Raw genomic sequence first — 26,566 nt, 5'->3', positions numbered from 1 at the left:
AATTTTAATAATTAATTATTGTAAATGTTGGTAAAAATTTTCGGTAGCGCTATTCACGGCGTTTCCGCTCAGACTATCACAATTGAAGTAAATGTTGACCAAGGTGTCGGCTATAATTTGGTTGGTTTGGCGGATATTGCAATTAAAGAAAGTAGTTTTAGAATTTCTGCAGCATTAAAAAATGTTGGTTATAAACTTCCCGGGAAAAAAATTACTATTAACATGGCACCTGCAGACCTGCGTAAGGAAGGTTCTGCCTACGATCTTAGTATTGCGATAGGGATTCTTGCCGCTTCCGACCAAATAAAAGCGGAAAATCTTGGTGATTATATTATTATGGGAGAACTTTCACTGGACGGAGGTTTACAGCCATTAAAAGGTATTCTGCCGATCGCAATTAAAGCCCGGGAAGAAGGTTTTAAAGGCATTATTTTACCAAAACAAAATACCAAAGAAGCCGCAATTGTAAACAGTTTAGAAGTTTACGGGGTGGACAACATTAAAGAAGTTATCGATTTTTTTAATGACGGAATTCCGTTAGAACGGACCATAATTGACACCCGCAAAGAATTTCAGGATAAAATAAATTTTTTTCCGTTTGATTTTTCTGAAGTAAAAGGACAAGAAAATGCAAAACGCGCGATGGAAGTTGCAGCTGCAGGTGGTCACAATATTATCATTATCGGTCCGCCTGGAAGTGGAAAAACAATGTTAGCTAAAAGAGTTCCCAGTATTTTGCCACCATTAACTTTAAAAGAAGCACTGGAAACCACAAAAATTCATTCCGTGGCAGGAAAAATGGGAACAAATACAAGTTTGTTAACAGTTCGGCCTTTTCGAGCGCCGCATCACACTATTTCTGATGTTGCTTTAGTTGGAGGTGGTAGTTATCCACAACCGGGAGAAATTTCATTAGCACACAACGGCGTTTTATTTTTAGATGAAATGCCAGAATTTAAAAGAACTGTTTTGGAAGTGATGAGACAACCTTTGGAAGACCGTGAAGTTACCATTTCACGAGCCAGATTTTCTGTCAATTATCCTGCAAGTTTTATGCTTGTTGCTTCTATGAACCCGAGCCCAAGCGGTTATTTTCCAGACGATCCAAAAAATACCTCATCTATTTTAGAGATGCAGCGCTATATGAATAAACTTTCGGGGCCCCTTTTAGACAGAATTGACATTCACATTGAAGTACAAAAAGTTGAATTTGATTTACTCACAGACAAACGGAAAGGAGAAAGCAGTTTGACAATTAGGGAGCGGGTTTTAATCGCACGTGAATCTCAAACCGAGCGTTATAAAGATTTGGAAATCAGCTACAATGCTCAAATGGGACCGAAAGAAATTGAAAAATATTGTGAACTTGATGAAGTTTCTCAAAATTTAATTAAAGTTGCGATGGAAAAACTAGGACTTTCGGCAAGGGCTTATGACAGAATTTTAAAAGTGTCCCGAACCATTGCTGATTTAGATCAAAGTGAAAAATTAAATTCATCACATATTGGGGAAGCAATTCAATACCGAAGTTTAGATCGTGAATTTTGGAATGCGTAAAGGTCTGTTTAAATTTTTTTCAAATGGTGCAGATTCAAAATTTTTTATCTAATAAAATTATGTATTTTTAGGTCATTGTTAATTTTTATTTAATGGAATTATTTCAAGAAGAATTTTCTGCAGAGAAAAACTACTTACCTTATGACGGAACGGTCAAATATTTAGGAAAAATATTTTCGGAAATGGAAGCGCAGAAATTTTATTTAAATCTATTAAATGAAATTGAGTGGAAAAATGACGAAGCCGTAATATTTGGAAAATTAATTTATACCAAAAGAAAAGTAGCTTGGTATGCAGAAGAAGATTTTGAATACACTTATTCTAATCGCACTAAAAAAGCTTTAAAATTTACGGACGATTTACTTTTTTTAAAAAATGTAGTAGAACAAAAAACAGGCGAAATATATAATTCTTGTTTGCTAAATCTATATCATTCTGGTGAAGAAGGAATGGCTTATCACAGCGATGGCGAAAAAGATTTAAAAATGAACGGAGCAATTGCCTCTTTAAGTTTCGGCGCTAAACGAAAGTTTTCATTTAAGCATAAAACAACTAAAGAAAGGATAGATTTTAACCTGGAAGCTGGAAGTTTGTTGGTAATGATAGGCGAAACGCAAAAAAACTGGCTTCACAGACTGCCCCCAACTAAACTTATAAAAACCCCCCGTATAAATTTAACCTTCAGAACGATTTCTACTTGAAATTATTAAATTACTTTTCTGAATACCATCTGGTAGATAGAATTTGTCAACACAGGAATTTCATATGTGAAAACACGTCAAAAAAAATAGACTTTATTTGATTTTTCTAAGAAGTTATATTTTAACATAATTCTGCAAAAGGGATAGTAGCGGCATCCGTTTTCTTACGATGGGGAAGGAAAATAATAATGAAAATAAGCCTTAGCCAAGAAAAGATATAGCGAATAGCCCGGCTGCTTTTCTAAATAGAAAAAGCAGAATGCCCAAAAATTACTGGCTGATAAAAGGTTTTATGCTTCTCTTTTTAAAAGTATTGTCATCATCTACAAATCCAAAATTATAAGAAACTCCAACGCCTAAAGTTTGTTTAATCTGCAACTTCTGAACCTGATCATGGTCATACAATAAATCTAAAGTTACTAAAGTGCTGATAAATTTATTAAATTTTAGATTTAAAATTCCACTATAAGCAATGTCTACACGCTCAGGATGAAAAAGATAATTTGTAAAAAAATTAATGCTATTGGTAAAATTAATATCCTTTAATATTTGTAAGCGGTACTGCAAATTAAGCATCGCACCTAATTCACTCCTCAAACTTTGACCATCCCGTTCTAAACCAAAATTTCCAACTTTTTGAAGTTGCGGATCTGCGACAATTGTAAATTTACCGTTAATAGGCCTAAAAATAATTTGAAAATTTTCTTGAGGATTATACGAAACACCTAATCCTATGTTAATATAGCCCGGTGCTAGAAAGTTAGAAATCTTATCACTTTTTGAAGGCTCGGGTGTTGTGCTGTAATTGTAACCCGGCATAAATTGTGATAAAAACTGAAATCCTGTGGATAGGTAATAATTCTTGCCAATATCATAACCATAATTGGCGCTTAAATCTATATAATCATCAGTTTTTCTGGTAGATTGACCTGCAGAAGCCACAAAACCATAACCCATTTTAAAATTATAATCCACAAAATGACGGTCTTTTTTATAGTTGATTTGATAGCTGAGTTTACCGATTACACCAATATTGTTATTGCCACCGGAGTTCCAGTTTGAAAAGGACGACTGGTTAAAAATTAAATTATTTTGACCGAAATAAAACCATCTTTTTGGATCTTTTGTTCTTAAAAGATTATAGGGCGTAAATGGAATGTCTTTTGGCGTTTGAGGCATTAAAAAATCTGAATTAATAGCCAACGTATCCACGGGATTTATATAAACACGAGACAGTTTAATATTTGTAAGACTATCTAAACTAACAGTGTTTTTTTTCCAATTTAATTCGTTGATAGAATCAATAGATTTAACGAAAGTAGAATCCTGTGCTTTAGAAAGTCCAGAAAGTAGTAGTAGAAAAAGTGCAAATCTCATTGGAAATTATTTTAAAAATAAGTACAAAAGTATTGAATAATAAAATAAAACGGGGAAAAAAATGGCATTATAAAAAAATAACAAAGTGGCTGAAATTAGTAATTTACGACTTTTTTTTGCCAAATTTACTTACTTATATTGTTGGCTTTAGATTTGAACGCAAGATTGGTGATGTTTAAAAATTCAAATACATTTCGGGCAGTTTTATATCCTTTTCTCATGCTGAGCGCAATGTGGCTTGTTTTTATGCTGCAAATACACGGGCTTTTTGAGAACTGCAGTGGTGCGATAATTCCTTTAGCTCCCGAAGGTTTAAAGGGGATTTTCTTTGCGCCTTTATTACATGGCGGCTTTGAGCACATCATTGGAAACAGTTTTCCGATTGCGATTTTGATGTTTCTGCTGTACCAATTTTATCCAAAAGTGGCTAACTTGGTCTTCTTTTTAGGCTGGGTATTAACGGGACTTTTAGTATGGCTTTTGCCTCCTATTGACATTTTCACCGGGCAATATTCCTACACATGTGTAATTGGGGCAAGCGGATTGGTTTATCTGATGGCATTTTTTCTGTTTTTTAGTGGTCTTTTTCGCTGGGATATGAAGCTCCTCGCTATTTCACTCGTAGTCGCTTTATACTATGGTGGTCTAATTTGGGGCATGTTGCCGGAAGAATTATTTTCCCATCTTTCTGAACCCAGTAAAATTTCTTGGCAAACACATCTTGCCGGCGCTTTAATTGGAAGCGTAATGGCTTATATGTTTAAAAAGATGGGTGACAAAAAAAGACGGTTTATCTGGCAATTTACAAATTATTATAGCGAGAAAGATGACAAACTTTGGCAAGCATATAAAGAACAGAATCCCGAACATTTTAATGAATTACCCTATAAAAAGAAAGATGACATTTGGGATCGCTTGGACGATATTAGAAAAAATCACTAAAATTGTGTAGTTTTGGTTTAACTAAGCCAATATGTTTTCAGAAGAACATCTTTACTCCATCGCATTACGAAGAACCAATTTGATTGGTGATATTAATTTTCAAAAATTAGTAGAAGCTGTGGGTTCCGCAAAGGAAGTGTGGGACATTTCAAAGTCTGGTTTAAGAGAGATTACGGGTATTGGTTCAAAAATTTCTAAAGAAATTGGTAATTCTGAAAACTTGAAATTTGCAGAAAATGAATTGAAATTTTGTGAAAAAAATAATATAAAAGTTTGTCTTAGGCATCAAAGTCACTTTCCTATATTACTAAATGAATGTGAAGACGCACCAGCCATTCTCTACAAAAAAGGAAATTTTGATGAAGAGAAGAAAAAAGTTAGCATTGTCGGTACGCGCAATATTACGTCTTACGGTAAATTATTCATTAAAGATCTAACGGAAGCTTTAAAGACACAAAACTGCATTACAATCAGTGGTCTCGCTTTGGGAGCAGATGCCGAAGTTCACCATCATTCCATCAAAAATAGTATTGGTACAGTTGGTGTTTTAGCCCACGGTTTTCACACGTTCTATCCTTCAAAAAATAAAAAACTTTCGGACGAAATTTTAGAACTTGGTGGCTGTTTATTTACCGAATTTAATTCTTCCCAAAAGCCCGATCGTGAAAATTTCATCCAAAGAAACCGATTAATAGCAGGCCTTTCTCCAGCCACAATTGTGGTAGAATCTGCTTTTGGGGGCGGATCAATGAGCACGGCCACTTTTGCCAATTCTTATAACCGAGACGTCTTCGCATTGCCGGGAAAAATCTCTGATAAATACAGCCAAGGTTGCAACCAACTTATTTTTCAGAATAAAGCCCAAATTATTTCTACCATAGATTTACTTTTAGAAAATCTTCGGTTTACCGAGCCGAAAGAAAAAATGGAAGGTCTTTTCCCTACATCAGAAATAAAAAAAATGCTTACAGCATCACAGGAAATGGTTTATAATATTATCGCTCAAAACCATAAAATCAGTTTAGATGATTTAGCCCAAAAATTAGAGCAACCTGCCTATAAAATTTCGGGTGTAATTTTAGAATTAGAGCTTTTAGGACTTTTGAAAAGCTTTTCAGGGAAACAATTTTCTGTAATTTAATTATTGTCTTTTGTTGATAAGTTAGCTAAATTTCTATTATCTTTAAAAATTATTATAACAGACTTTAATTTTGTGAGATTAATAAAATTATACGGGCAAAAATCCCTATTTTCATAAATATTATAAAATCGTTTGCGGGATTACAAAAAAAATTTAAATTTGTTTACTTAACATATATATAATGGAACATTACACGATAGAACAAAAAATTGAAGAATTTATTTCTAAAATCGAAGCCAAAAATCCTAACGAACCAGAATTTTTACAAGCAGTAAAAGAAGTCGCGATTACAGTCCTTCCTTTCATTGCTACACGAAAGGAGTATAGCGGAATGAAACTTCTAGAAAGAATGTCAGAGCCAGAAAGAACAATTATCTTTCGTGTTCCGTGGATTGACGACAGTGGTGAGATACAAGTGAACCGTGGTTTTAGAATACAGATGAACTCTGCAATTGGACCTTATAAGGGAGGGATCCGCTTTCATCCGACTGTAAATTTGTCGGTTCTAAAATTCTTAGCTTTTGAGCAAGTTTTCAAAAATTCATTAACTACTTTGCCAATGGGCGGAGGAAAAGGAGGTGCAGATTTTGATCCACAAGGAAAATCTGACATGGAGGTGATGCGTTTTTGTCAGGCATTCATGACAGAACTTTGCAAGCACATCGGTCCGCAAACTGACGTTCCAGCTGGTGATATCGGCGTTGGAGCACGCGAAATTGGCTATTTATTCGGTCAGTATAAAAAAATCCGAAATGAATTTACAGGGGTTCTTACTGGAAAAGGTATTGCTTATGGAGGTTCATTGATCCGTCCGGAAGCGACAGGTTATGGAGTTGTTTATTTCTGTGAGCAAATGCTGAAAACCATTAACGAAACTATTAAAGATAAAATCTTCGCAGTTTCCGGTTTTGGAAATGTAGCATGGGGAGTTATTAAAAAAGTGGATGAATTAGGTGGGAAAGTGGTTACACTTTCTGGTCCAGACGGTTATATTTACGACAAAGACGGTATTTCTGGAGATAAAATTGATTATTTATTAGAGCTTAGAGCAAGTGGTAACAACCGTGCTGAAGATTACTTGAAAAAATATCCTGAAGCAGAGTTTCACGCAGGTAAACATCCTTGGGAGGTGAAATGTGACGTTGCAATTCCTGCTGCTACACAAAATGAATTAGATCTAACAGATGCTAAAAAATTGGTGGAAAATGGCGTAATGTGCGTTACTGAAGCTGCAAATATGCCGTGTGATCTGGAAGCTATCAATTATTTTGTAGATAATAAAGTTTTATTTTCTCCTGGTAAAGCATCCAATGCGGGTGGTGTTGCCACTTCCGGTTTAGAGATGACGCAAAACTCGATTCGTTTAAATTGGAGTTCTGAAGAAGTAGATGCACGTTTAAAAGAAATTATGATTGGCATTCATACCGCTTGTAGAAATTACGGTAAAGAAGAAGACGGTTACGTAAACTATGTGAAAGGTGCTAATATAGCAGGTTTCGTAAAGGTTGCTGAAGCAATGCTAGCGCAGGGAGTAGTTTAAACTTAAAAAACATTTATAAACCCGGAAGAAATTTCGGGTTTTTTTTGATTTATACTGAAAAGTGGAGTGATGATTTTTATATGAAAAAAAACTTTTGATTTGATTATTAAACTGCAATTAAAGAATACGTTTAGAGAAGTTGTCAATTTATTTAGAGCCGTCGAATTAAATTAGAAAAAAAAGAATTATTTAAATATGAAATAGTCGTCAAGAACATGAACCGCTTTTTATTAGCGTCAGTTTAAATATCCCGCAAAACAAAGCTATTTAGTAGGAAATTTTATATATTTACAGTAAATTAGTATGACGTCGATGTAGACATCTTTGGGTTGTATCTGTTATAATCTAATCGTGGCATATATCGAACTTCGTGTCTGAAAAATAATCAGAAACTTAATTAAGGCTTTATAAATAAAATTAAATATTTACAAGTCAAAATGCTATATCTGCCAACGAAAAAAAATTTATTTAAGATAATTAACAAATAAAAAAATGACAAACTTACTACTCTTATTTCAAGTTATTGTAGCAGCTTCAGTTGGTTTCGTGTGGATTTTTCGATACGATGTGATCATTAAAGAGTTTAAACAATTCGGACTAAGTGATTTAACCCGAACTTTTGTAGGTGCAGCTAAAGTTGCCTTGGCTACATTATTGATCGCAGGGATCTGGTATCCATCATTGGTAGCCATTCCAGCTATTCTAATGGGATTTTTCATGTTAGCCGCCCAATATTTCCATTTCAAAATTAAAAATCCCTTTTTCAAACATTTGCCGTCATTATTTCTATTGATTTTATGTGCATTCATCGCATTAGCTTCATTGAATATTATCTAGACATGAACTTCATTTTTATTTTGTGCGTTTTAATATCAAGTCTTTCTTTTCTGGCATATTCTGTTTCGTATTTTGTTACAACAGATATGAAAAATGAGTTTAAGCGATTAAATGTTGAAAAATTAGGTCTGCTTGTAATTATTTTGGAGATTTTAGGTGCCTTTGGATTATTAGTAGGATTAATGTTTAAACCTATTTTATTAATATCTTCTAGTGGTCTCTCACTTTTAATGTTGCTTGGTTTATTGATAAGAATCAAAACAAAGGATGGTATTTTGATCTCTCTGCCAGCGACCTTTTATATGATTTTAAATGCGTATATATTTTACTTAGGAATTTGTATGACAAGATCATAGACAGGTGCATTTTTAACATTTCCCGAATATTTTCAAAAGGCTATTTTACTACTTTATCTCTTGGAATGAGAAAAAAAATTTAATATCGTTCAAAAAGTGAGTATGCCATTTAGTAAAAATTAAACAGACATCTGATAAGAAGCTATTTTGACATTGGAAAACTAGCTCAGAAATTCAAAAAGATTAAATTTTTTTAATAGAATTTTATTTTCGAATCAGCATATTTACTTTTTCACAAATTACTCAATTCGTTTTTGCATTTTCTCAACCCACACGAAAGCAGCTGGACAAATCAAAGTGTTTTTTAACATTAAGTTATTGATCTGATACACTTTTTTCCGGTCTGTATGCGGATATTCCCGACAGGCTTTTGGACGAACTTCATAAATAGAACATTTGTTGTCATCGTCTAAAAACCAACACGGCAATTTTTTCAAGACCTTGTCTTCATCTTCATCAATTTGCAAAAATTTTGTCTCAAAATCTTTTGGCTTAGTTCTTAAATGTTTGGAAATTCTTTCAATATCTTTTTCAGTAAAAAGTGGACCTGTAGTTTTACAGCAATTTGCACAAGACAAACAGTCAATTTCTTGAAAGACTTCTTCATGCGTTTCATCTGCCAAGTAATCTATATTTTTCGGCGGCTTTCTTTTAAGATTTTCCAAAAACTTTTTATGTTCTTTGGCTTTTTTTTGCGCTTGTATTTTATAACCTTCTAAATCCATTATGATAAATTTGCTTTTTCATAATCTCCGATCTTATCCAAATTTAAAACGGTTGTTTCGTGATTTACGGAGGGCTGAAACATTGGTAAAAATCTTGCTCCGAAAATAATTTCACTCGAAATGTAAGAAGTTCTTTGGACAACAGTACTTGCAAAACCTTCATCGAAAGCGCGAACTTGGGCAAAAACTTCAACATCTGTCGATTTCAAAAACTCAGCAGTATTCTCAAAAAAGGGTGAATTTTCATCAATTTTATGAACAACCGTCCAGTTGAGAACCAGCGCATTAATTTTAGAAAGTTCTGTTTTCAAATTAAAAAATTCCGTTTGAGAATCACTTTGGTCGCGGTTAGTTATCGCTACATTTAAAATTATTTCTGCGTCTGTCAACAAATTGTTTTTAAATGGTGCAATTCTAAACATGAGAGCAGAACCACTTTTATAGGGTGCTATTAAAGCATTTTTACTGAATTTTAAAAAAGCACGCGGTCTGGAAAATCTACCATAAAATAAACCTGTCGCAATTGCAAAAAAGAGTAAGCCGATAAAGGCTTCAAAAGTTGCAACTAAACTCGCCAAAAATCCCACAGGTGCAATTCTACCATACCCAACTGTTGTAAAGGTTTGAGAACTAAAAAAAAAGACATCCATTAACTCATTATGTAGAACGCTGTGATCGATGCCCGTGAGATGCTCAATACCGATGCAAAAATAAATAAAGGCAAAAATAATATTAATAGAAATATACGCAACAATAAGAAATAATATGAATTTAAAACCGCTAAGATTTATCATCACGTGATACCAACTGTATTTTTCAAGTGGATTAAGGCCCGCTCTTCTAACGTTCGGAATTCCGTCATTATTAATAAATCTTCCAGAAGCAGTAGAACTAAATCCCGTATCAATCTCTGGTTTTAATCGGGAAAATCTCTGTGTGAATTTTGACATGCTGCAAAATTAAATTAAAATTTCCTACGCTTTTATTTTATTTAATATTTACAAATTTTTTGTGGAATTGGTTTTAAATGCGTTGAATCATAAAACCGAAGTCTTTAAAATTCGTAAATTTGATCTATGAAAAAGTTAGAAACACCGAAAGACATCGAACTTTTGGTGAATAAATTTTATGACAAAGTAGGTAAAGATGAAACTATCGGTTTTTTCTTTAATGACATTGCAAAAGTAAACTGGAATTTACACTTGCCAAAAATGTATAAATTCTGGGAAACGCTTCTTTTCGGAAAGGCTTCCTATAAAGGAAATCCAATGGCAAAGCATTTTCCTATTAATGACATGCAAGCGATGGAAAAACACCATTTTAAACATTGGCTTTCTCTTTGGATAAAAACTTTAGAAGAAAACTTTGAAGGTGAAATGGCAGAAACTGCAAAAATAAAAGCTGGGAACATCGCAAATTTAATGGCTTACAAAATGGAAATGGCGCGTCGCTAATTTTCATCAAACATATTCTTCTAAAAAATAGATTCTCCAGTTTGCGTGGTAAATTCTTCTAAAAATTTCATGCCGCGGTAGGAATTTCCTTTCACATTTAATTTTGGACTCCAAACTGCGATACAAAAATGATTTGGCATAATAGCAATAATTCCACCCCCAACTCCACTTTTTCCAGGCAGACCGACGAGGAAAGAAAACTCTCCAGATTCATCATAAAATCCGCAAGTCAACATAATTGCATTAACCCGTTTTGCTTTGCTCGCAGACAAAATTTGGAAATTATCAATTGGGTTTTTTCCAGCATTTGCTAAGTATAAAAGCGATCTTGATAATTCTTTGCAAGTCATTTCAATAGAACAAAAATAACAATAAAGCTCTAAAACTTCCTCAGGGTGATTATTAATATTGCCAAAAGATTTCATATAATTACACATCGCCGCATTTCGAAAACTGTTTTTTAATTCACTTGCCGCAACTTTCTCATTAAAAAATATCCTTTTTTCGCCTGATACATTTCGAATAAAATCTAAAATTTCTTCTTTTGGATTTTTAGAAATGTCGAGTAAAATGTCACAGATAACAATCGCACCCGCGTTGATAAAGGGATTTCGGGGGATTCCGTTATCAGCCTCCAATTGCAGCAAAGAATTAAAAGCATTTCCAGAGGGCTCGACGTCCACTCTCTCCCAAAGTTTTTCACCTAAATGCTCATAAGCCAAGGTTAAAGCAAAAACTTTTGAAATACTCTGAATTGAAAATTTCTCCAAAAAATCACCATCACCGAAACTCTCTCTATTTAAATCTGAAAAACAGACGCCGAATTTATCCTCAGAAATATTTGCGATTTCAGGAATATAATCGGGTACTTTACCTAAATTTTCTTTAGATAAAATATCCGCATAAATGGTGGAAATTATTTGAGCGTAGTTGTTTTTCAATTTAATTATTTGGAACTAAATTAATCTACTATATTTCCTCTTCATCATCAAAATACTGAAATAGAAAGTCATTATAAGGAAATCTCGCAATGTGAATACGTTGCACTTCGTCATAGATCATTTTTTTCATTTCTAGAAAGTTTTCCTTTGTCAATGCAGAGATAAAAACCGTCGGGTATTTAGAATTTGCCATCCAGGTTTTTTCCCATTCTTCTAAAGAAATGTTTTTATAGGTTTCTGGCGAAAGATCGTCTTCCGCTTTTTTCTCGTAAGAAAAATCGTCTATTTTATTGAACACCATTATCATCGGTTTTTCATTGGCTCCAATTTCTTCCAGCGTTTGGTTCACAGAATTCAGCTGATCTTCAAAACCTTCATGTGAAATATCAACAACATGAATCAGCAGGTCTGCTTCCCGAACCTCATCTAAAGTGGATTTAAAACTCTCAACTAATTGCGTTGGTAATTTTCGAATAAAACCAACGGTGTCTGTTAGCAAAAAAGGTAAATTCCCAATCACTACTTTCCGAACCGTTGTGTCTAAAGTCGCAAATAATTTGTTTTCTGCAAAAACATCCGATTTTGAAATGGCATTCATCAAAGTAGATTTTCCCACATTTGTATATCCAACCAACGCTACACGTACCATTTTGCCTCGATTATTACGCTGCGTTGCCATTTGCTTATCGATGATTTTCAATTTGTCTTTTAACAACGTAATCCGGTCGCGAATAATTCGACGGTCGGTTTCAATCTCAGTTTCACCAGGACCACGCATTCCAATTCCACCTTTTTGCTTGTCAAGGTGAGACCACATTTTGCTTAATCTTGGCAAAAGATATTGATATTGTGCTAGTTCTACCTGTGTTCTTGCGTATGAAGTTTGAGCGCGTTGTGCGAAAATATCCAGAATTAAATTGGTTCTGTCCAAGATTTTAACCTCAATTTCCCGTTCAAGATTTTTCAATTGAGACGGTGAGAGTTCATCATCGAAAATGATTGTGTTGATGTCATTTTCCGTCACAAAGTTTTTTATTTCTTCTGCTTTCCCCTTTCCTACAAATAGTTTTGAATCCGGCTGGGTCAGTTTTTGAGTAAATCTTTTTTCCACAGTTGCACCTGCCGTGAAAGCCAGAAATTCTAACTCATCCATATATTCCTTTAATTTTTTTTCATCTTGATTCTGTGTTACCACGCCGACAAGAACGGCTTTTTCATATTGGTGCTCCTTTTTATCTAACATATAATTTTATCTCGCTTTATACAAATATAGTGATTATGGAATTTATTTAAAAACAAAAACTCCGCAATATTAAAATTGAAGATTTTAATATTTTAGCTAAAAATAATTAGTCCCAATCTGCCGCTAAAAACTTCATTTCGTGTCCCTTTTCGTCAGAAATTGTAAAGTAATGCCCTTCAATTTTGTATGAATTCATCGTTGGCAAGGCTTTTCCAAAAGCGCTTTCAAGATCCATCATTCCTTCACAGTACATCATTGTACTTTCCACTTGCGAAAATGTAATTTTGTTTCCAACCATTTTTGCCATAAAAAATAAATTATTGCAACCCATTTTTGCCGAGTACTGATCAGGGTTTTCAGGGTTTGAAACCAGATTCATTTTCGCCTTCGATTTAATTAAATTTTCTTTGCTAAAGTTTTGAAATGAAATCAAGATCCATTCTCACTGCAAATTTTTATCGTCCGTTGATTTTATCTTTTGAGACATACAATTCAACAATATAAATCCTGTAAATAAAGTACTTAGAAATATTTTAACATTTTTCATATTTTAACATTTTGGACAAAACTTACGAAATCTATACCAAGAAATAAAAATTAATTACATTTATAGAAACAAAAATTGTGGAATTAAAAACTTTTGAAACAGAAAGATTGGTCTTAAAAATCGCCAATAGGCAGGATGCAGAATTTTTCTTAAAACTTTATAATGAGCCAAAATTCATAAAATATATTGGTGATAGAAAATTAAAAACAAAAGAAGATGCGGCAAATTACATTACGCAAAAGTTTCAACCACAGTTTGAAAAAATGGGCTTTGGCAATTATGTGATTGTAACAAAAAGCGACAATTTAAAAATAGGTGCGGTCGGCATTTTTATTCGCGATGGCTTTGCAGTTCCAGATATTGGTTTTTCAGTTCTAAAAGATTATCACAACTTCGGATATGCTTTTGAAGCTGCAGATGCTTTAAAAACCATCATCTTTAAAGATTTCAAATTAAAAAAACTTTCCGCAATAACGACTGAAGATAATATTTCTTCTCAAAAATTAATTGAAAAATTAGGTCTAAAGTTTATAAAAATGGTAGAATTTCCCGGCGACGGGGATTTACTTAGGTATTATGAAAGTTAATTAAACTAAAAAGCCGCTTCAATCTTGTTGAAGCGGCTAAAAAATGTTAAAGATTTTATTAAGATTATTCTTTTATAAAGCGCTTTGAATTTTTACCAACTTGAATTAAATAAGCTCCTTTTGGTACGGTAGGTTCTTAATAAATTATCATCAGCATTTTTATTAGATAAAGCATTTCCTAATTTTTTTTGCGCAGTATCAAGTACCTGACATTCAAATTTATTCAACGATTCTTTTTTATCAGCTCTGCTGTAAACAACATAGGTTGATAAATCTTTTGCGTACGGTTCAATTATATTTACAGATCTATCGTTATTAAGTTCCATTGTAGATAAACCTAAAGGAGAAATGCTGAAATAAATTTTAGAAGTATTATCATGGTTTTCACCTGCATAAGATTTAATTTCAGGATATTCTGCTACTAATGCAGGTTCAAAATTTGAAGATTCCTGAACTTTAAAATTTTCCAAAATGCCATTAGCATTAGGAAAACTAATAATTGTTTCAGATTTCTCATAACGCCCTATTTTTTTTGGCGCCTCTTTTAATTTGTTTTTCAATCCTTCAATATTGAAAGAATATAGTTTTGGACTGAAAATTTGCGATTTGTTTTCTAAAATTTGCGATTTACCCGCAATAGATGTAGAATTCCAGTAATTACTAAATTACGCAAATGAAAAACAAGAAATTGCTGTAAAAGCAAAAGAAAAGAAAGTTTTCTTCATAGTATAAATTGCTTTTTTTAATTAAAATAATTATCAATTTATATAAATTTGATAACATATTAAAAATAATTAATGCTATTTGTTGCGATATTAATAGAAATTACGAATTAATAGTCAAAATGTCTATTTAATCAATGTTTAAAATTGAAAGTTTTATAATCAAACTTTTTGGCTTGAGTAAAGTAAGGTAAATATCTAGTAATCTCGAACAAAATTTTAATGCCGGTAAGGCAGATGCAAACAGCGGCTTTGAAGAAGAAAAAACTGCTAACTTGAGATAAAGGATTTAAGCTAAGTCACCGCAACGCTCGCACTTAATCTTTGAAACAGGGGTATAAATTATGGATAACCTAGGTGAATATAATTATTTTAAAATTTGCACCGTATGGTTTTTAGTTTCTACCTTAGAAATAACTTCTGTGCAAATTCCCTTTTCATCAAATAGAAATGTCGTTCTCACAATTCCCATAAATTCTTTGCCCATAAATTTTTTCAATTGCCAAACGCCAAATTTTTCACATATTTCTTTCGACTCATCTGCTAAGAGATCATACTCAAAACCAAATTTTTGCTGAAACTTCTTTTGGTTTTTTACTGGGTCTGCACTAATTCCCAAAACTTCAAAACCTTGTTTTTGTAATAAACTATAGTTTTCGTTTAAGTTGCAGGCTTCAGCTGTACAACCTGGAGTGTTTGCTTTTGGATAAAAGAAAACCACTAATTTTTTTCCAGTAAAGTTGCTTGATTTAATGATTTTTTCGTCTTGATTTTGACTTTTAAATTCTGGTAAGGCATCTCCAACTTGTAACATATCTTTAGTATTTTTGTGTAAAGTTAATTTTAAAATGACAAAAAAGCAACGGGCAAAAATTATAATTGATGAATTAGAAAAACTATATATGGAAGTTCCTATTCCGCTAAATCATATTTCATCGTTTGAACTATTGGTTGCAGTTGCTCTTTCGGCCCAAACAACTGATAAAAAAGTGAATGAAATTTCACCAAAATTGTTTGAAGTTGCCGGCGATGCCTTTAAAATGAATCTTTTGGAAGAATCTGAAATTAAACTTTTAATAAAACAAATAGGTCTGGCAAATACAAAAGCTAAAAATTTAAAAAAAATGGCAGAATTATTAGTTGAAAGACACAATGGCGAAGTGCCGCAAACTTTCGATGAACTTGAAGCTCTTCCTGGCGTTGGTCACAAGACTGCGTCAGTTGTTATGAGTCAAAGTTTTGGTGTTGCAGCCTTCCCGGTGGATACGCACATTCACAGACTATTAAAACTATGGGAAATTTCTGAAGGGAAAAATGTAGTTCAAGTGGAAGAAGACGCCAAGAAAATATTTCCAAAAGAATTGTGGAATAAACTGCATCTTCAAATTATATTTTATGGAAGAGAATATTCCCCAGCAAGAGGAAAAGGTGAAAAAGATTTTTTAACTAAAATGCTGTTTGACAAATAATTATAAAGACCTTTTGATGATAGACATCAATTCTTTACCTCCATTATTTAAAACTTTTTGAGCTAACTTTTCGCCAAAGTTCTCTTGTGAGTTATATTGAAAAATTTCATCTGTTTCGATTGTATTTTCACCATCTAAAGAAGTAATTCTTCCTAAAAAGCGAATTTCATTATTTTCATTTATTTCAGCAAAAGCTCCAATTGGCGCGGTGCAACCACCTTCCAAAGTATTTAAAAAAGACCGCTCTATTTGGGTGCAAATCTCGGTCTTAGAATGAGAAATGCTTTTTAAAAGGTCGTTTACTACCGTTTTATTTTCATGTCCTGCAATTCCTACAACTCCTTGTGACGGTGCAGAAAGCATAAAAGGTAAAAATTCATATTCAAAATCCAGATTCATTCTTTTCAATCCAGCCAAAGAAAATAAAGTAGCATCTGCAATTCCTTCTTCTAATTTACGTAATCTTGTTTGTACATTTCCACGAATATCTGAGAATTCTGTTTCTGGAAATTCTTTTAACCAAAAAGCACGACGGCGTAAACTGCTGGTAGCTATTTTAAGATCTTTTAAAGCAATGTTTTTAGACTGAGAATTTCGTACTAAAACGTCTTGTGGAAAATCTCTTTCAAGAACGCAAATTAGTTTTACACCATTTGGCAAATTAGTTGGAACATCTTTTAGCGAATGAACGGCGATATCAATTTCATCATTGAGCAAAGCAACATCTAAATCTTTTGTAAAAATCCCTGTAATTCCTAAAGTATAAAGCGGTTGAGTTAAGTTTTTGTCACCCGATGAAATAATGGGAATAATCTCTGTTTTTATATTTTTATCTTGGAGTTTTGTGGCGACTTCATGGGCTTGCCAAAGTGCTAATGGTGAGTTTCTAGTGCCAATTCTAATGCTTTTCATTAAACTCATTTTTTGGCATTTCTACTAAAATCTCATTCATTAATTTACTCACTTCTTCCGCTTTCCATGGATTATCGATGATATATTTTGCAAAGCGATTGGTAATTTTCTGAATCAATTTTTCCGTTAGAACCATATCTTCCACTTTTACATAATTATGTTTCCGATGAAACTGGTGCATTTCATAATTTTCAATATTTTTAAGCGAAGCTTTAAACTGATGAATATTTGGTGCTAATTTTCGTTTTTTTTCCCACTCTAGAAATTCTTTTGTCATAGATTTAATAATTTCCTCGGCTTTCGGAATTTCTTTTTTACGCAACACCATCGTTTCCTGGATATGAGATGATAAATTATCAACATTTACCAAACTCACATTTTCATTCTCTGTAATATTCTGTTCTACGTTATTAGGAATGGAAAGATCAATTACCAGAGTTTTTTTACCATTTGGGAAATGTGTTTTATTAATTATTGGTTTTGAAGCACCTGTTGCAACAATTAAAATATCTGTTTGGTATAATTCCTCTTCAAAATCTTCAAAAGCGATATGCGGAATTTTATATTTTTCGGCAATTTTTTCAGCAACCTCTGACGTTCTGTTGGCAATTTTAATTTGTGGTTTATAAACATGTTTTACCAAATTCTCCACGGTGTTTTGTCCAATTTCTCCTACACCTAAAAGTAATATGTTTTTCTCTGAAAGTTGCGTCTGATTATTTAAAATGTAATGAACTGCTGCATAAGAAACGGATGCGGCACCTGTAGAAATAGTCGTTTCATTTTTAATTCTTTTAGAAATTTGGATTGCAGAATTAATAGCACGTTCTAAATAGGGGTTCGCATTGCTTTTTTCTTTTTTAAATCGGTGATAAGCATTTTTTATCTGTCCAATAATTTCAAAATCACCCAAAATCTGACTTTCTAAGCCAGAAGCCACACGAAATAAATGGATTAAAGCCTCTTCCCTTTTTAAAATACTTACAAACTCCATAAATTCGGATAAACTTACGCCGATTGCCTTGCAGTAAAGTTCTGCAACTAACAGATAATTAGGCGTTGTGGTATAAATCTCAGTCCTATTGCAGGTGGATACGACGAAAGCGTCGCCGAGATTTGCCTCGTGGAGTGATGCCACAAAATCTTTTATATGATCATCAAAAAAAGCAAACTTGCTGCGAATCTCCGCGTTTGCCTTTTCATAGCTTACACTTAAAACGGCGAAGTTACTGGTTTGATGAATTTGTGATTTTGAGTCCATACGAATCGCAAATTTAAGATATTTATTCTTATTTAAATCAGTATTTGCCAATAGTCCTTATGATTAAAATCAATAACTTATCTGTTTAATTTCCTCATTTTCAGGTGCAAACCAATACCTTCAATATTAAAAAAATCACCTTCACCTTCAAAATCATTTTTTTCATAAAAGGGAATAACCCGTTTTCGGGCATTTAACCAAATTGACTGCGCATTTGGTTTTGAAAGTTCTGTCGCAAAATCTAATAATTTTCTGCCAACACTCTTCCCTTGTTGGTTTTGAAGAACTGCCATTCCACGGAATTGAAAAGTGGTTTCATCAGTCTTCATAACAGTTAAAATTCCAGCTAATTTTTCTTCATCAAAATAACCCAAATGGAAAGTGGTTTTTTCATCATCTCCTTTATAAATGAATTGATAATCTGGAATGTTTTCCCCTAAAACATTTTTCCTAAGGTCGTGAGTTTCAACCGATGAAATCTTTTTTATCATTTTAAAATAATAATTTAATTAATAATAAGTTCGAACATCAAAGGTAACTTAGAATTTAATAAAATTTTAACCAAATTTATTGAAATCTAACTTTTTAGAACGGTTCTAAATCTATATCTTTGTATACTTAAATATACAGGAAAAAATGGGATTATTTGATATGTTTACGCAGGAGATTGCGATAGATTTAGGAACTGCTAATACACTAATTATTCACAACAATAAGATTGTGATAGACCAACCGTCTATAGTTGCAATTGAGCGCTCTACCGGCAAACCGATTGCTGTAGGCGAACAAGCGAAACATATGCAGGGAAAAACCCATGAAGACATAAAAACGATCAGACCTTTGAAAGATGGAGTAATTGCAGATTTCCATGCTTCTGAACATATGATAAAGGAATTTATCAAAAAAATCCCAGGAATTAAAGGTCGGTTTTTTCAACCGGCATTAAGAATTGTAATCTGTATCCCTTCTGGAATTACTGAAGTTGAAAAACGCGCAGTACGAGATTCTGCCCAAAAAGTTAACGCAAAAGAGGTGCGTCTTATTTATGAGCCAATGGCTGCTGCAATAGGCGTGGGAATTGACGTCCAAAAACCTGAAGGAAACATGATCATTGACATCGGCGGTGGAACTACTGAAATTGCGGTAGTTGCTTTAGGCGGAATTGTTTGTGATAAATCTGTGAAAATTGCAGGTGATGTGTTTACAAATGATATCGCTTATTATCTTAGAACACACCATAACTTGTACATCGGCGAAAGAACGGCTGAAAGGGTAAAGATTGAAGTGGGTTCTGCAGTTGAAGAATTAGACATGCCAATTGATGATATCCCGGTTCAAGGACGGGATTTAATTACTGGAAAACCAAAAGAAATAATGGTTAATTATAAAGAAATTGCCAAAGCTTTAGATAAATCAATTATCAGAATTGAAGATGCTGTAATGGAAACTTTGTCACTAACGCCGCCAGAATTGGCTGCAGATATTTACAAAACAGGAATTTATCTTGCTGGTGGGGGCGCTCTACTAAGAGGTTTGGGCGACAGACTTCACAAAAAAACCGGACTTCCTGTTTTTGTTGCGGAAGATCCCTTAAGAGCAGTTGTTAGAGGAACTGGTATTGCGCTTAAAAATATCGATAAATTTAATTTTCTTCTAAAATAAATATTAATTTCTTAGGCTAAAACGATGGCATTTTTGCTGAGACTATTTTCAAAAAACGCATTATTCGTTTTTTTTCTATTATTACAGATCATTGCACTGGTTCTAATGTTTACCAGAAATTCTATGCAGCAATCTTATATTGCCGCGCAGTCTGCCGCATTCAATTCCTGGGTTTCCGGCTATATTGATGAAGGAACTTCTTATCTTAAACTTAAACAGGTCAATCAGAATTTAGTTAACCAGAATAAGGTCCTAATGGTGCAACTCTACGGAAAACAGAACGGGCAAAATCCAAAATTTGTTAAAGTTATTGATACGGCAAAAGGCGGTCAGATTTATACTTTCGTAGATGGTGATGTCGTCTATAATAGTATAAACCGACGTGATAATTATTTCACAATAAACAGAGGTCAAAACCAAGGTGTTTACCCAAAAATGGGCGTTATTGCACCGAACGGACTTGCTGGAATCGTCATCAACACTACGGATAATTATGCTTTAGTGCAATCCGTTTTAAGTGTGCATAAAATTAGAATCAGTGCATCTCTAAAAAATACTGGTTATTTTGGAACTTTGACCTGGTTAGGTGAAGATTCCCGAACAATGCATCTTTCTGATGTGCCAAAATATGTTCCTTTACAAGTTGGCGACACAATTATGACAGATGGCAAATCTTCCATTTTCCCGCAAGGTATTATGATAGGAAAAATTGCGGGCTACGAAGTAGATAATAAAACCGGTTTTTGGGATATTTCAGTTGAACTTTCTGAAAAGATGGGAAAACTCGGAAAAGTTTTCGTTGTAAAAAATCTGAAAAAAATGGAAGTTCAAAAAATAACCGACACATTAAACGCTGTAATGCAGAAAAATGAACAGTAGAAGCATTTTCACAGATTTTATTTTAATGATTTTCCTTGCGGCGATTCAAATATTTCTGCTGAATAGATTTGCTATATTTGATAAATACGTGCCGGTACTTTATCCAGTTTTCGTCTTGTTTTATCCTTTTTTTCGCAATAAATTTGTTTTCTTAATCTTGAGTTTTATATTGGGGTTAGGTATTGATATTGCTTTGGGAACTTGGGGAATTAACGCATTTGCGACTGTCACCATCGCCTATTTTCGGACACTAATATTTCGCACCTCAACAGAAACCTCAACAGATTTTTTTTCATTCCTAACTCTAAATTGGTCGCAGTTCTTATTTTTTATTTTTGTGAGTATTTTTATTCATCAATTTTTGGTACAGTACTTAGAATTCTTTAAATTGAGCAGACTATTTGACGTTTTCATAAATATACTACTGACGAGCGTCATATCATTCGTATTTATTTTCGTCTATGCATTAGTTTTTAGAATTAAACAAAAAGTGTGAAGTCTCAGTATTTTAAAATCATCCTTGTGCTCTCTTTCATTGCAATAATTTTTATTGCAAGACTTGCTTATTTGCAATTACTAACGGATAGATATGCTCTGAATGCCGCTAATACTTCAATTAAAAAAGAATATGTTATCCCACAAAGAGGTGTTATTTTTGACCGAAATGGCAAAATTTTAGTGGGAAACCAACCATCCTTTGAAATATCTTTTACCTCCGTTTTAATGAAGCCCGATTTTGACACGCTGGGCTTTTGCAAATTAGTGAATATTACAAAGCCGTCCTTTATTCGTGCTATTACAGGTTTAAAGAAAGAAAAATACTATTCTAAATTAACGCCTGTTACTTTTATAAAAAATATAAGCCGGGAAGAAATTGCAAGAATTCAAGAAATTATTTTTAAATATCCTGCATTTAGTATTGTTTCCAGACCGCAACGTCAATATGAAGTCTCAACTTCTGGTAATCTCTTGGGTTTTACAAATCAGGTTAATGACCGGTATATAAAAAAAGATTCAGTTTACTATTTACCTGGCGATATTGCGGGAATGAGTGGTATTGAGAAATCTTATGAAAAGGAATTACGCGGTAAAAAAGGAATTAACTATATCCAAAAAGATATTCGTCTGAGAAATGTTGGACCATACAAAGAAGGAACATTGGATATTCCTGTTGTTACTGGGAAAGATCTAACCTTGACAATTGACTACGATTTACAAAAATTAGCCGAAGAAATGATGGTTAATAAATATGGAGCCGTTGTAGCTATAGATCCAAAGAGTGGCGAAATTCTAACATTAGCTACGGGTCCAGATATTGATCCAAACTTATTTGTAGGACCAGAAAAAACAAGAAATTTATACCGGCTTCAAACCGATACTATTTATAACAGACTTCCAACCTTCGATCGTTCTACACAAGCAGCTTATCCACCCGGTTCTACTTTTAAATTAATGACGGCTTTAGCCGGAATGCAGATGGGAGTAATGACACCAGACACTGTATTTCCTTGTGGTAGTGGTTTCAATTATAAAGGTGTTCGGATAAAAGGTCATGGCGGTGCAATTCCTTTAATTCCTGCAATACAGATTTCCAGCAACTGTTATTTTTCTTATGCTTATTTGGCTATTTTAAATAAATATCCAGGAAACCCAGGGAAAAGTATAGATGAATGGGCTAAAATTATGCATAGTTTCGGTCTGGGACAATATTTAGATAATGACTTGGCAACCGGTTCCAAAGGTTTAATCCCAGATAGTAAATTTTACGAAAAAAGATATGGTAAGAACTGGAAGCCTATTCAAGCCGTTTTTAATGGAATGGGACAGGGTGATATTTTAGTAACTCCTCTTCAGCTGGCTAATTATACTGCTGCAATTGCCAATAAAGGTTATTATTACACGCCTCACATCGTAAAATATATTGACGGAAAACCAAATCCTGATAAAAGATTTAAAGTAAAACACCAGACCTTAGTTGATAAAAAATACTTTGACGCCGTCCTAAACGGAATGGAGCAAGTAATGCTTCATGGGACTGGTGTCAGTTTAAAATCTGCAGACTTTACACAATTGGCAAAAACCGGAACCGCGCAAGTTCCTCAGGGCAAGGATAATTCAATTTTTACATTGATTGCACCCATGGAAAATCCTAAAATTGTAGTTTCTTCTGTGATGGATCATGCTGGTTTTGGAGCGACCTGGGCAGGGCCTGCTTCTACTTTGGTAGCTGAAAAGTATATTACGGGAACAGTAAAAAGAGAAAATCTTTATAAAAAAATGATCACGTCCAGTTTTATGCCTGAGTATAAAAGACAATATATTGAACATCTGAAAAAAATTGGAAAATATGTGCCACCAAAACCAGATTCTATACAAGTTAAAAGAAAGCAGGACAGCCTGAAAGCAATAGTTGAGAAAAATTTTAAGTCAGAAATTTTAAAAAAATCTGATTCTACAAAATCTAAAACCAAGAAAAAGTGAAAATAGCCGGTATAGATAAATTAGGATTGGGACTTTATGTGCTGCTATGTCTTTTTGCAATTGCAAATATTTATAGTGTAGAACCAAAAAGTGGCGAAAAGCAACTGATATGGTTTGGCGTATCAGTTTTTGTAGGGCTCATAATTTTCATTATGCGTGCAAAGTTTTTTGAAAATTTATCCGCTGTATTTTACGTTTTGGGCGTTCTTTTACTTCTCGGACTTTTTCCTTTTGGCAGTGAGGTTCTTGGACAAAAAAACTGGTATAAATTTGGACCGATCAGTTTACAACCGGTAGAATTTGTAAAATTAGCGATTACTTTGATGTTAGCCAATTTTGTCTCAGGACCAGATTTCAACATTAAAAAATCAAAATCTTTGTGGACAGCCTTAATAATTATAGGCATTCCCGGCGTTTTAGTCTTGGCAATTCCGGATGTGGGATCGCTTTTAGTTTTCCTCGCTTTTGTAATTGCGCTTTATCGTGAAGGTTTGAGTGGATGGTTTTTCGGAGTAATTTTTATTATTGCGTTAATATTTTTGCTCGCTTTAGGAATTGATCCAATTTATGTTGCTGTCCCGATTTTAATTTTAAGCGCCATTGTTTTATTTTTAAACAACCGAAGAATTCATTGGAATGTAATTAGTATCTCTTCCATTGCAATTGGTATCACTGCAATGTGCGGTCTTGCTTTTGGTGCACCGAAAATTTTAGAGAAAATGCCGAAGCACCAAAGAGAGCGCATCGAGGTTTTATATAAAGGAGAAAAGGCTTTTCGGGACACTTCGGGGTATAATTTACTATATTCTAAAACCGCAATTGGTTCCGGTGGATTCTTCGGGAAAGGTTACCGAGAAGGTTCCGTAACACAAGGAAAATTCGTTCCAGAGCAAAGTACCGATTATATTTTTTGCACCGTTGGCGAAGAATGGGGATTTTTTGGAAGTACGCTTTTAGTTTTGGTCTATTGTCTCTTCATCGGCAGAATCTACTATTTGGCAGAAAAACAAAAGTCTGTTTTCAACCGCGTATTCGGGTATTGTTTTGCTTCGATCTTGCTAATGCACTTTGCTATAAATTTAGGTATGGTTTTGGGTTTATTCCCTACCGTTGGGATTCCTTTGCCCTTTTTTAGTTATGGCGGAAGTTCTCTATTGGCATTTTCTATAATGACTTTTATTTTCTTTAAACTTAACTACGCTGACCGAAATAGTTTGGTTTAAGTTTATATAATTGCGTTCAACTGCAATAGGTATAGAAGCGGCATCCTTTTTTTGCCTAAAAAAATTTACTCTTCAATTTATACTTCTGTAAAAAAAATATAGCGGATAGCCCGGCCGACATTTTTTTTGAAGAATGATTTTAAAAAAGGTGGATTGCCATAAAGGAAATTTTGATTTCAATTTAAAGTCTTATTTCACTGTATTTTTATTCTAGTTTTTTTATTTTTGTTATCTAACAAAAGTAAAATGTCTCAAAAAAAATTAGGAGAATGGTCTGCGACAGCGATTTGTGGAAATGACATTACCTCATCTTGCCTCTACGTTTCTGCGCTTACAATTGTGGCTGCGGGACAATATGCGTGGTTGGCTTTGTTATTTGTGGCCGCAATTTTATTTCTTTTTCGAAAAATTTATGGCGAAGTTGTCGGTGCTCTACCGCTGAATGGCGGCGCTTATAATGTGCTTCTAAATAGTTCCACAAAAAGTAATGCAGCTCTAGCGGCCTGCCTTACAATCCTTTCCTATATGGCAACTGCGGTAATTTCTGCAAGCACAGCGATGCATTACTTGCACGAAATAGTACCATTTATTAACGTTAATTATGCTACTTTTTCTATTTTACTTTTCTTTCTTGGTTTAACGACTTTAGGAATTACCGAAAGTTCTTTTGTGGCATTAATAATCTTCGTTTTAAATCTAAGCGTGATGCTTTTATTAATAATATTCTGCGGAATTTTCATCGCTAACAATGGCTTTTCTATTTTGTATAATAATTTTGCACTTCCGGTTCGTGGCGGAAGTATCGCAACGGCATTATTTTTTGGTTTCGCCGCTGCGATGCTTGGTATTTCTGGATTTGAGAGCTCTGCCAATTTTGTGGAAGAACAGAAACACGGCGTTTTTCCGAAAACGTTGCGTAATATGTGGATCGCAGTTTCTGTTTTGAATCCATTAATAGCATTTCTGGCAATTTGCATTATGCCAATGAGCGCCGTAGATTCTAAAGTTGATTTTTTCTTAAGTTTTATGGGCACATTGACAGGTGGAAAATGGCTCGCTTTAATAATTTCCATTAATGCAGTGACGGTTTTAAGTGGTGCAGTTTTGACTTCGTTTGTGGGCGTAAATGGTTTAATTAAAAGAATGACGCTGGATAGAATTTTACCTCAATTTTTCTTAAAAGAAAACAAAAGGGGAAGTACTTATCGTATTTTAATGATGTTCTTTGTGCTTTGTGTTTCGATTTTGGTCGTAACTAGAGGTGCAATTTTACCTTTGGCGGCAGTTTACACGATTTCATTTTTAACGGTCATGGCGTTTTTTGCGATTGGAAATATTTTACTGAAAATCCGTCGCTCACGTTTGCCGCGTCCAGAGACTGCGCCTATTGCGTTTGTTGTTTTGGCTTTATTCGGGGTAATTATCGCGCTTTATGGGAATATTAAAGCAAATCCTGCTTACCTCGTTACTTTTTTACAGTATTTTATTCCCGCCATGTTGCTAATTTCTGCAATGCTGGTGCGGAACGACATTATGACGGTGATGGTAAAGACCATGGAATCTATCACAAAAAACTTCCGAAAACTGGCTATTATAACTCAAAAGAGTTTGCACAGATCTATGCACAGTTTACGAGATCAAGAGTTTGTATTCTTCTCAAAAGGTGATGATATTGCGACGCTAAACAAGGTGATGATCTACATCAGCCAAAATGAAGTTACAAACAAAGTTAAAATTGTCACTATTTTAAAAAATCATCAACAACCACCTGAGCAATTTCTTTCAGATTTTGCAACTCTAGATCGAGCTTATCCTGATATGGATATGGAGTACATCATTCTCGAGGGTTGTTTTAATCCAGAAATGGTTGAGAAACTCAGCAACAAGTGGAATATTCCTAAAAACTTCATGTTCATTTCTTCACCTGGCGAGAAGTTCAGTTACCGCGTAGAAGAATTGGGCGGTGTACGGTTAATTTTATAAAAGTTTTGCTTTCTCTTTATCAATAA

The 26,566-nt window shown here is 33.8% G+C and carries 27 protein-coding genes; 16 read left to right on the top strand and 11 right to left on the bottom strand.

Translation table 11 applies throughout. From position 1 onward, the window contains the following. The first annotated feature begins 24 nt into the window (after nucleotides 1-24). The gene (locus ACVBED_RS11080) at nucleotides 25-1,557 is read left to right on the top strand and encodes a YifB family Mg chelatase-like AAA ATPase (protein WP_447120334.1); all 1,533 of its coding nucleotides are present in this window, start codon (nucleotides 25-27) and stop codon (nucleotides 1,555-1,557) included. Between the two features lie 92 nt (nucleotides 1,558-1,649). Continuing rightward, nucleotides 1,650-2,258, top strand: a complete 609-nt coding sequence (locus ACVBED_RS11075) for an alpha-ketoglutarate-dependent dioxygenase AlkB family protein (RefSeq protein ID WP_447120333.1) — start codon at nucleotides 1,650-1,652, stop codon at nucleotides 2,256-2,258. Nucleotides 2,259-2,528: 270 nt separating this feature from the next. On the opposite strand, the gene ACVBED_RS11070 is transcribed toward ACVBED_RS11075, so the two are convergent. Beyond that, a complete protein-coding gene (locus ACVBED_RS11070; protein ID WP_447120332.1) occupies nucleotides 2,529-3,635 on the bottom strand; it encodes a DUF3078 domain-containing protein in 1,107 nt (368 codons plus the stop codon). Nucleotides 3,636-3,806: 171 nt separating this feature from the next. Between ACVBED_RS11070 and ACVBED_RS11065 the strand changes: the two genes are divergently transcribed. The 5 genes from ACVBED_RS11065 (at nucleotide 3,807) to ACVBED_RS11045 (ending at nucleotide 8,451) form a co-directional block, all read left to right on the top strand. Continuing rightward, the gene (locus ACVBED_RS11065) at nucleotides 3,807-4,577 is read left to right on the top strand and encodes a rhomboid family intramembrane serine protease (protein ID WP_447120616.1); all 771 of its coding nucleotides are present in this window, start codon (nucleotides 3,807-3,809) and stop codon (nucleotides 4,575-4,577) included. A 31-nt stretch (nucleotides 4,578-4,608) separates the two neighbouring features. Continuing rightward, complete coding sequence (gene dprA / locus ACVBED_RS11060) at nucleotides 4,609-5,718, top strand: DNA-processing protein DprA (RefSeq protein ID WP_473095011.1); 1,110 nt, start codon at nucleotides 4,609-4,611, stop codon at nucleotides 5,716-5,718. Between the two features lie 181 nt (nucleotides 5,719-5,899). Next, complete coding sequence (gene gdhA, locus ACVBED_RS11055) at nucleotides 5,900-7,258, top strand: NADP-specific glutamate dehydrogenase (protein WP_447120329.1); 1,359 nt, start codon at nucleotides 5,900-5,902, stop codon at nucleotides 7,256-7,258. 492 nt (nucleotides 7,259-7,750) lie between these two features. Next, entirely contained in the window at nucleotides 7,751-8,095 is a 345-nt protein-coding gene (locus ACVBED_RS11050) for a DoxX family protein (RefSeq protein ID WP_447120328.1), read from the top strand. An 86-nt stretch (nucleotides 8,096-8,181) separates the two neighbouring features. Beyond that, a complete protein-coding gene (locus tag ACVBED_RS11045; protein ID WP_447120327.1) occupies nucleotides 8,182-8,451 on the top strand; it encodes a DoxX family protein in 270 nt (89 codons plus the stop codon). A gap of 239 nt (nucleotides 8,452-8,690) precedes the next feature. Here ACVBED_RS11045 and ACVBED_RS11040 read toward each other — a convergent pair whose 3' ends face one another. Then, nucleotides 8,691-9,176 carry a YkgJ family cysteine cluster protein gene (locus tag ACVBED_RS11040; protein ID WP_447120326.1) on the bottom strand — a complete coding sequence of 162 codons (486 nt, stop codon included), beginning with the start codon at nucleotides 9,174-9,176 and terminating at the stop codon, nucleotides 8,691-8,693. Next, entirely contained in the window at nucleotides 9,176-10,126 is a 951-nt protein-coding gene (locus ACVBED_RS11035; RefSeq protein WP_447120325.1) for an ion channel, read from the bottom strand. The genes ACVBED_RS11040 and ACVBED_RS11035 overlap by 1 nt, the downstream gene beginning before the upstream one ends. A 126-nt stretch (nucleotides 10,127-10,252) precedes the next feature. On the opposite strand from ACVBED_RS11035, the gene ACVBED_RS11030 reads away from it, so the two are divergent. After that, nucleotides 10,253-10,630 (top strand): group III truncated hemoglobin, encoded by a 378-nt coding sequence (locus ACVBED_RS11030; protein WP_447120324.1) that lies wholly within the window; start codon nucleotides 10,253-10,255, stop codon nucleotides 10,628-10,630. A gap of 20 nt (nucleotides 10,631-10,650) precedes the next feature. Here ACVBED_RS11030 and ACVBED_RS11025 read toward each other — a convergent pair whose 3' ends face one another. The 3 genes from ACVBED_RS11025 to ACVBED_RS11015 form a co-directional block, all read right to left on the bottom strand. Further along, nucleotides 10,651-11,577 carry a glutaminase gene (locus tag ACVBED_RS11025; protein WP_447120615.1) on the bottom strand — a complete coding sequence of 309 codons (927 nt, stop codon included), beginning with the start codon at nucleotides 11,575-11,577 and terminating at the stop codon, nucleotides 10,651-10,653. A 22-nt stretch (nucleotides 11,578-11,599) separates the two neighbouring features. Further along, nucleotides 11,600-12,814 carry a GTPase HflX gene (gene hflX / locus ACVBED_RS11020; protein WP_447120323.1) on the bottom strand — a complete coding sequence of 405 codons (1,215 nt, stop codon included), beginning with the start codon at nucleotides 12,812-12,814 and terminating at the stop codon, nucleotides 11,600-11,602. Between the two features lie 106 nt (nucleotides 12,815-12,920). Next, nucleotides 12,921-13,193 carry an META domain-containing protein gene (locus ACVBED_RS11015; protein ID WP_447120322.1) on the bottom strand — a complete coding sequence of 91 codons (273 nt, stop codon included), beginning with the start codon at nucleotides 13,191-13,193 and terminating at the stop codon, nucleotides 12,921-12,923. A 245-nt stretch (nucleotides 13,194-13,438) separates the two neighbouring features. On the opposite strand from ACVBED_RS11015, the gene ACVBED_RS11010 reads away from it, so the two are divergent. Further along, the gene (locus ACVBED_RS11010) at nucleotides 13,439-13,948 is read left to right on the top strand and encodes a GNAT family N-acetyltransferase (protein WP_447120321.1); all 510 of its coding nucleotides are present in this window, start codon (nucleotides 13,439-13,441) and stop codon (nucleotides 13,946-13,948) included. 92 nt (nucleotides 13,949-14,040) lie between these two features. Here the strand turns inward: ACVBED_RS11010 and ACVBED_RS11005 are convergent, their stop codons facing one another. Further along, complete coding sequence (locus ACVBED_RS11005) at nucleotides 14,041-14,508, bottom strand: hypothetical protein (protein WP_447120320.1); 468 nt, start codon at nucleotides 14,506-14,508, stop codon at nucleotides 14,041-14,043. A 529-nt stretch (nucleotides 14,509-15,037) separates the two neighbouring features. After that, nucleotides 15,038-15,484: a thioredoxin-dependent thiol peroxidase gene (gene bcp / locus ACVBED_RS11000; protein WP_447120319.1), complete on the bottom strand. Its 447-nt coding sequence runs from the start codon at nucleotides 15,482-15,484 to the stop codon at nucleotides 15,038-15,040. A 34-nt stretch (nucleotides 15,485-15,518) separates the two neighbouring features. Here bcp and ACVBED_RS10995 point away from each other — a divergent pair, with 34 nt between their 5' ends. After that, nucleotides 15,519-16,139, top strand: coding sequence for an endonuclease III domain-containing protein (locus ACVBED_RS10995; RefSeq protein ID WP_447120318.1), 621 nt, complete (start codon nucleotides 15,519-15,521; stop codon nucleotides 16,137-16,139). Here ACVBED_RS10995 and hemC read toward each other — a convergent pair whose 3' ends face one another. The 3 genes from hemC to ACVBED_RS10980 form a co-directional block, all read right to left on the bottom strand. Continuing rightward, nucleotides 16,140-17,060 carry a hydroxymethylbilane synthase gene (hemC, locus tag ACVBED_RS10990; protein WP_447120317.1) on the bottom strand — a complete coding sequence of 307 codons (921 nt, stop codon included), beginning with the start codon at nucleotides 17,058-17,060 and terminating at the stop codon, nucleotides 16,140-16,142. Further along, nucleotides 17,038-18,312, bottom strand: coding sequence for a glutamyl-tRNA reductase (hemA, locus tag ACVBED_RS10985; protein ID WP_447120316.1), 1,275 nt, complete (start codon nucleotides 18,310-18,312; stop codon nucleotides 17,038-17,040). The genes hemC and hemA overlap by 23 nt, the downstream gene beginning before the upstream one ends. A 77-nt stretch (nucleotides 18,313-18,389) precedes the next feature. Continuing rightward, complete coding sequence (locus ACVBED_RS10980) at nucleotides 18,390-18,803, bottom strand: GNAT family N-acetyltransferase (protein WP_447120315.1); 414 nt, start codon at nucleotides 18,801-18,803, stop codon at nucleotides 18,390-18,392. Between the two features lie 145 nt (nucleotides 18,804-18,948). On the opposite strand from ACVBED_RS10980, the gene ACVBED_RS10975 reads away from it, so the two are divergent. The 6 genes from ACVBED_RS10975 (at nucleotide 18,949) to ACVBED_RS10950 (ending at nucleotide 26,540) form a co-directional block, all read left to right on the top strand. Beyond that, nucleotides 18,949-19,974: a rod shape-determining protein gene (locus ACVBED_RS10975; protein ID WP_447120314.1), complete on the top strand. Its 1,026-nt coding sequence runs from the start codon at nucleotides 18,949-18,951 to the stop codon at nucleotides 19,972-19,974. Between the two features lie 24 nt (nucleotides 19,975-19,998). Next, entirely contained in the window at nucleotides 19,999-20,853 is an 855-nt protein-coding gene (gene mreC / locus ACVBED_RS10970; RefSeq protein WP_447120313.1) for a rod shape-determining protein MreC, read from the top strand. Then, a complete protein-coding gene (locus ACVBED_RS10965) occupies nucleotides 20,843-21,349 on the top strand; it encodes a rod shape-determining protein MreD (RefSeq protein ID WP_447120312.1) in 507 nt (168 codons plus the stop codon). The genes mreC and ACVBED_RS10965 overlap by 11 nt, the downstream gene beginning before the upstream one ends. After that, nucleotides 21,346-23,334, top strand: coding sequence for a peptidoglycan D,D-transpeptidase FtsI family protein (locus tag ACVBED_RS10960; RefSeq protein ID WP_447120311.1), 1,989 nt, complete (start codon nucleotides 21,346-21,348; stop codon nucleotides 23,332-23,334). Before ACVBED_RS10965 ends, ACVBED_RS10960 begins: the two co-directional genes overlap by 4 nt. Beyond that, nucleotides 23,331-24,557 carry a rod shape-determining protein RodA gene (gene rodA / locus ACVBED_RS10955; protein ID WP_447120310.1) on the top strand — a complete coding sequence of 409 codons (1,227 nt, stop codon included), beginning with the start codon at nucleotides 23,331-23,333 and terminating at the stop codon, nucleotides 24,555-24,557. The genes ACVBED_RS10960 and rodA overlap by 4 nt, the downstream gene beginning before the upstream one ends. Before the next feature lie 246 nt (nucleotides 24,558-24,803). Continuing rightward, on the top strand, nucleotides 24,804-26,540 hold the full coding sequence (locus ACVBED_RS10950) for an APC family permease (protein WP_473095010.1): 1,737 nt from the start codon (nucleotides 24,804-24,806) through the stop codon (nucleotides 26,538-26,540). Nucleotides 26,541-26,566 lie beyond the last annotated feature (26 nt).

Source organism: Halpernia sp. GG3 (assembly GCF_052976925.2).
Note: the sequence above shows the minus strand (reverse complement) of the source record. Positions and strands in the feature narration are given on the sequence as shown.